Source organism: Otoolea muris (assembly GCF_943193115.1).
In the GTDB taxonomy this organism is placed as follows: Bacteria; Bacillota; Clostridia; order Lachnospirales; family Lachnospiraceae; genus Otoolea; species Otoolea muris.
In genome coordinates this window covers 1-5,854 of record NZ_CALPCY010000102.1, presented here as the reverse complement: position 1 = coordinate 5,854, position 5,854 = coordinate 1, and the positions used below count along the sequence as shown (strand labels likewise).

At 33.8% G+C, this 5,854-nt stretch carries 5 protein-coding genes; 3 read left to right on the top strand and 2 right to left on the bottom strand.

All coding sequences use genetic code 11. The features are described 5' to 3' along the window. Positions 1 to 139: 139 nt before the first annotated feature. The 3 genes from NFS31_RS25950 (at position 140) to NFS31_RS25940 (ending at position 3,204) form a co-directional block, all read left to right on the top strand. The gene (locus tag NFS31_RS25950; protein ID WP_251501745.1) at positions 140 to 406 is read left to right on the top strand and encodes a hypothetical protein; all 267 of its coding nucleotides are present in this window, start codon (positions 140 to 142) and stop codon (positions 404 to 406) included. Positions 407 to 902: 496 nt separating this feature from the next. Then, positions 903 to 1,040 carry a hypothetical protein gene (locus tag NFS31_RS25945; protein WP_251501741.1) on the top strand — a complete coding sequence of 46 codons (138 nt, stop codon included), beginning with the start codon at positions 903 to 905 and terminating at the stop codon, positions 1,038 to 1,040. Positions 1,041 to 1,779: 739 nt separating this feature from the next. Continuing rightward, a complete protein-coding gene (locus NFS31_RS25940; RefSeq protein ID WP_251501737.1) occupies positions 1,780 to 3,204 on the top strand; it encodes a pentapeptide repeat-containing protein in 1,425 nt (474 codons plus the stop codon). A 135-nt stretch (positions 3,205 to 3,339) separates the two neighbouring features. Here the strand turns inward: NFS31_RS25940 and NFS31_RS25935 are convergent, their stop codons facing one another. Both NFS31_RS25935 and NFS31_RS25930 read right to left on the bottom strand, forming a co-directional pair. Beyond that, positions 3,340 to 4,500 (bottom strand): hypothetical protein, encoded by a 1,161-nt coding sequence (locus tag NFS31_RS25935; protein WP_251501734.1) that lies wholly within the window; start codon positions 4,498 to 4,500, stop codon positions 3,340 to 3,342. A gap of 42 nt (positions 4,501 to 4,542) precedes the next feature. After that, entirely contained in the window at positions 4,543 to 5,520 is a 978-nt protein-coding gene (locus NFS31_RS25930; RefSeq protein ID WP_251501732.1) for an ATP-grasp domain-containing protein, read from the bottom strand. Between the last annotated feature and the right edge of the window lie 334 nt (positions 5,521 to 5,854).

Below are 5,854 nucleotides of genomic sequence, written 5' to 3'. Positions count from 1 at the left end.
ACTAACTTTCCGTTTGTTCAAGTGTGACATATTTTGAATCGGATGGTATGTATTTAATATGATTGAAAACATAATATATAGAATAAAAAACATTAATAAACACAATATACAGTAATAAAGTGATCGTGAAAGCTGATTTATGCAGTCCACAGACCATACACATTTTTATTCTGGTCCAAACGCCAGAAGCGCAGATAGGGAAGATTCCTTAAGTCCAGACACTACATTTCAGCCGGAGACACACATGTTTCTTCCTGATAAAATTTCAGGAAAGCCAAATAACAGCGGCTATTTTGCCGCAGATCAGAGAGGCATCCCATACAGAAAATGGAACGATGTCTCTTTTTGCGTAAAATCCGCCGGAAAGAAGGAGACAAAAGCAGGCGCTTTAAAATCAACCGGATGACACATTCCTGACTTTTGTGAGATATTACAGGTACTTGGAGTAATTCGCTTTATATTGATTCTCAGATTCGCAAAAGCTACATTTGTATGCTGATGCGGCAGCCTGGGCCTGGGATATCAGGAGGAGCTTCGGTGTGAGGAATCCGGGCAAGTAAGGGAAGAAAAGAAACGGGTGGGAGGCCATCCGTTTCTTCTTTGGAGAGTCTTCCCGGTTTTCTGGTAGCCTGTGTGGATGTTCTCCGGGCTTGTCCACGAAAATCATATTGTTTTTCAGGGAGATTTTGGGTATAACGGCACGGAAGGGCAGGACGATTAGCTCTTAAAACGGGCGGTGCGTTTAATCAGGAAGGGGATCCCGGCAAAGCAAATATTTAGGAAAGGATCCGGACGATTAATGGGAACTAAGGGAAGAAGGGGGCTAATGGCCGCCTGCAGGCCGTTGAAGGAGTACGGCATAGCTGGTGGGGGCTCGGGAAAACAAGGCGTCCCTGTGTATTATGGAAAACAACGAGGCAGAGGCTATGTCGATGCCCCACAAGGAAGGCCGTCTTAAACCGACAGAGAAAACAGCATTCAACCTGAGGAAAAAGGCATTTTTTGTCGAGATAGCAAAAATTGGAGTCCCCCTGACATGATGTGATTCCCAAAAGAGAGCCATCCGAATTTTCAGCCCTGACACAAAAAGGATGGAAGTTCCTGTAATAACCGGTATTTTTGAGTAGATGAGAAGGATGGCGCCCCATTGCGGACTATGAAGTATTCCGGAGCTGGAGACAGACATCAGGGCGCGTAGCTGGATGGCCATATCAAGCACGGGAAGAACAAAAACTTGTTGGGTTCCTGCAGGATGTTTAAGGAACATGAAACAGTAGTAAATAGTGGATATTGTATTTGGATGCAGTATGTTATAATGCCAGGAGGAAAAAGAAAATAATCAATTATCCATCATAGATACACAATTTAGCCCTGGATTGCAGCCCAGGGTTTTCTTATTTCATTACGGCAGAAGAAAGCGAGGTTGGTAATTATTTTTGTTACCTAACCATTTGCTGCTGTAGCGGCAGGGATATAGAAGGAAAAAATATGTGGGGAATGGCAAAAAGTGGAAAATATTGCTTTACTATTATGTATTAATGGGGTATAATATATAAATAAGGGGAAATTTGTAACTGATAATACATAGTTATCCATTAGCTTTGATAATACCCCCCCATGCGCCCGACCACGAACGCACCACTACCCATGAAAGTCTGGTGGGCGCATTTGGCATCCCTGAATTCATGCTGCCTAGTGGGCGACAGACTTTTAAAGTAAGATAATATGGATGGTATTATCATGTTATATTCTTATTGATTTGGGATAAGGAGAAGCATTATGGATAGAGAATCTAAGCATTTAGTTATTATGCATCAAATTATTGAAAAGAAAAATTACGAAAACTATGATTTTCAGAGAAGTAATATACAGAATGTAGATATACAAGATTCTGTGCTTGATGGTTGTGACTTCAGCCGTTCTAGTTTAACTAATCTTCGCATAATTAATTGCAAATTTTATAGATGCAAATTTTTAAACATAGATTTATGTTTTTGTAAATTTACGAATTGCGAGTTCACGAATTGTGATTTTACATTATCCGAAATTGAAAACGTTAATTTTTTTAAATGTATGTTGTATAATATACCATTCATTAGCTCTCGCATTGCTAATAACAATTTTATAGAAACATCTTTTACTAATATAGATTTAAATGGAAGTACAACTAAATTCAATAACTTTGAAATGTCTAAATGCATAAATAGTGTATTTGGAAATTGTACAATTGACTATAATATTGCAATAAAATGTAAATTCATAAATACAAAAATGAATTTAGAAACACTTGGAAGCCTCTGGGGAATACAGGAAACGGAACTAGATAACATAAGCTTTTTGAGTTTGGGAAGGGAAATTACAGATGCCCAAAAAGATATTTACAAAAATTACACGCAATACTTGATTAAGAAAAGATTATGCTTGGAAATTTTTACTTTTCAGACATCTTTTAGAAAAGAAAATGTATTTCTAAGCACAGAACAATTATTGGATAATTTAAATGAACGGTATAAAAAAGGGCAATATTTGTCTCCAGATGAACTCCATTACCTTTATGAAGTTCTAAAAGCAATGAGAAAAGAATCAATGCTCCCGTTATTAATTTTAAAACAGATACTTTCGTTTTTTAAAGAATTATTATACAAATTTTCTACGAATGATAGTTATTATGAGACGGTTCTTCTGTTTTACAATAATATCTGTTTGATATATAATTCAATAATTCATGAATTATCGACATATCAAAATAATTTGATTGGTAATAACACCAAATATCAGGTGAGAATAACATTTCAGGAAAAGCCCAAACAAGACATTGTACAGGTATTCAACACATTGTATCAATACGTATATAATACATCATCCATTCCTAATATACAGTTTGTGAAAGATGAGATTGGATCTTATATTGTGTGGATCATTATGCCTTTGGCAGCTTTGGCAGCATTTAACATTGGTACATTGCTGTTGACGGGAGGAGTAAAACACCTAATAAAATTGAGAGCTTCTACAGAAGTGTTATTTTCTAAGAAACTCCCACGTAAGTATTATTTGGATGTCTATGAGAGAGATGATTCCGAAGAGTTGGCTAAGGCCATCATCTCTAAGCTATTATCAATAAAAATTCCTTCGGAGTTGCATGATCTTTCTTATAATGGAATAAATGCTCAAAATATAAAAGATATTTCTGCGGAAAGTAATTAAATAATTTTATATTACTTATAAGCCTCATGCCTATGCACAAATTACCAGCTATCACAGAAATAAAATTTATGAAGTATTAACAAATTTCGGCTGACTTATATTTATGGTGGCACCACGAAGCAGGGGCATGAGGGTTTAGTTTGAAAAGGATAGATAATGAAAAACTCGTATCAGAGAGTCCCAGAACTCATTACATTCCCGTCCATAATTAACGCGAAAACAAAAACCACATGTACTAGGAAAATGAAAACGGTTACCGGGTATTAAACTGGTTCCCGTTTTCTTCATAAATTGATACATCTCTTTTTTATTTTGTAAATAGTTATAAGATAAATTCGGGAAATAGCACATACGCATATGACCATAACATATGTTTTTATCAAGGGAAAGGAAAGGAAAACTCTCGTTAATGTCTTCTAATTGTTTATCCATATCTTGAAAATGTTGGTACAATTGTAACCTAATGTTTGTAAAATTATCTGAATTAAAAAAAATCATGCTTTGAACTGTTGAATATGATAAACTTCCACATATAATATCAGACCACTGTTCAAAAACACGCTCATATTGAAGCGAATATAATACACAAGAAAATTTCAAACCATTAACCATAATTTGTTTTAATGGATCATGAATACTTATATAGTTGGTATGATTGCTAAAGTTCCTAATCATTTCATAACCTGCAGAAGCAAAACAGTCATCACAAATCAAAACAACTCGTGAAGGTATTTTGCATTTTAAAAAATCAATATCTTCCTTTGCCATATACAAGCCGGTATTGTAAATGGGATTTGTTAGCCAAATTGCGTCAATGTTATCAATTAGTTGGATAATTTGTGTTTGAGGTAATCTATAACCTTCGTTTGTGCGTAGTAGATGAGTTTTAATTATTTCTAACCCCTTTTGAAATAAATTATATAAAACTGAATAATAAACAGGACAAATAACTAATATACGATTAATGCCGATTTCCTTTAGTACAGATGTTACCAATGATATCGATGATGTTCCTGTGTTGGAAATAATACAGCCAAAACAATTATTAGCACCTAATTTTGTTTTTGCAGAATTTAATTCATATTGATCCAATTCATATGAATATAAATATGGAATATAATCAAATGGAGTTAACTGTATACGATTCAATAAATATTTATTTGAAAACTGTTCAGAAGGATTCCATGTTGAAATATTAAAGGGAAGATAACCGTATTCTTTTGAATAACGTAATTCATTTTCTTCAATATCATCTAAATCTAAAATTTCTCGAATATTTAAACTTGATATTTTCATAGGTGATTCCTTTCTGTACTCAATAAAATATAATTTTGATCCCTATAGCCTATATCGTTTTGCAGCACTTTCTACAATTTGGGATAATACTGCCTCAAAAGACATATTTTTTCCATAAGAATAAGGATCAAATGCACTTTCATATGCTAAAGCTGGAAGCGGATTTCCTTCTAATAAGTATGGCACTCCTTGCGGATTCAAACGAAAGTCAAATCTTGCATAGTCTTTATATTTTAAATATTTATAAATTTTACGAACAGAGGAAATGATTTCCTTAGTTGATGGAAGGGAAACATCTAAAGGATTCAGATTTACTTGAAAGTCATTATCCCTTTTCCAGAAATCATCATATATTTCTAGTGGTTTATTATTAGAATCTGTATATTCAATTACAGCTAATATCTGTTCGTTTGGAGCAGTACCTATTACCGGAACACTTAACTCTCTTCCTTCAATATACTCTTCACATAGAATTGGTCCATTTTTTTGAGAAATCATAAAGTTTATTTGTCTTTCTAACTGAATAAAGTCAGATACTTTTGTTGTATGATAACTCATAGAACCATATTGATATTTTAAAATACAAGGCAATTCTATTTCTTGAATGTGATTTATTAAATTCACTTGATCACATTTATTAATTAGAACTGCTTTTGGAGTATGTATTCCCAAAAAGTTTGCGATGTTTGAAAATAAATATTTATCAGAAACAATAGTATTTATGTAAGAGTCATTTCCAATAAAAGGAACATTTTTCATCTGTAAAATACTTGGAATAAATCCATTAGCATTACGTTCAAAACAGCATTCTATACAAGGAAAGACTAAATCAACAGGTTCTGCAAGTGACTTATTAAAATAGTCTTCTAAAGATGAGAATACGATAGATTCATATCCAACCTCTGTAAGAGCCATAGACATATCTAATGTCCTGCTCACCGTGCGGTTATATATTTGTGCATTTTTTTGCCAAGGTATTTTTTTATTATTGACATCTTGAAATAAAATTCCAACTCTCAAATCTATATCATCCCCTAAATCAAATTATGAATGTATTTACTATTGATATAATTTCCCCTGATCAATTTTGTGGATAACTATGTATTATCTATCAGAGTAGTATAGCAGAATAAAGTAATAATTGATATTTCACCGCATTTACGTATGGAGCATGGTAAGCGTCAAATAAGATAGTGGATAGAAAAATAACCACCAACCCTCTATAATAAAAGGGCAGTGGTCATCGGCGCCGTTCCTGTACCATGGGATCCCATGGTAGATAGTCATCCAGATATTCCGGATTTTCAAGAAATGTACTCCCTGGCATATCTGACAGGATATATTTGATGTATTT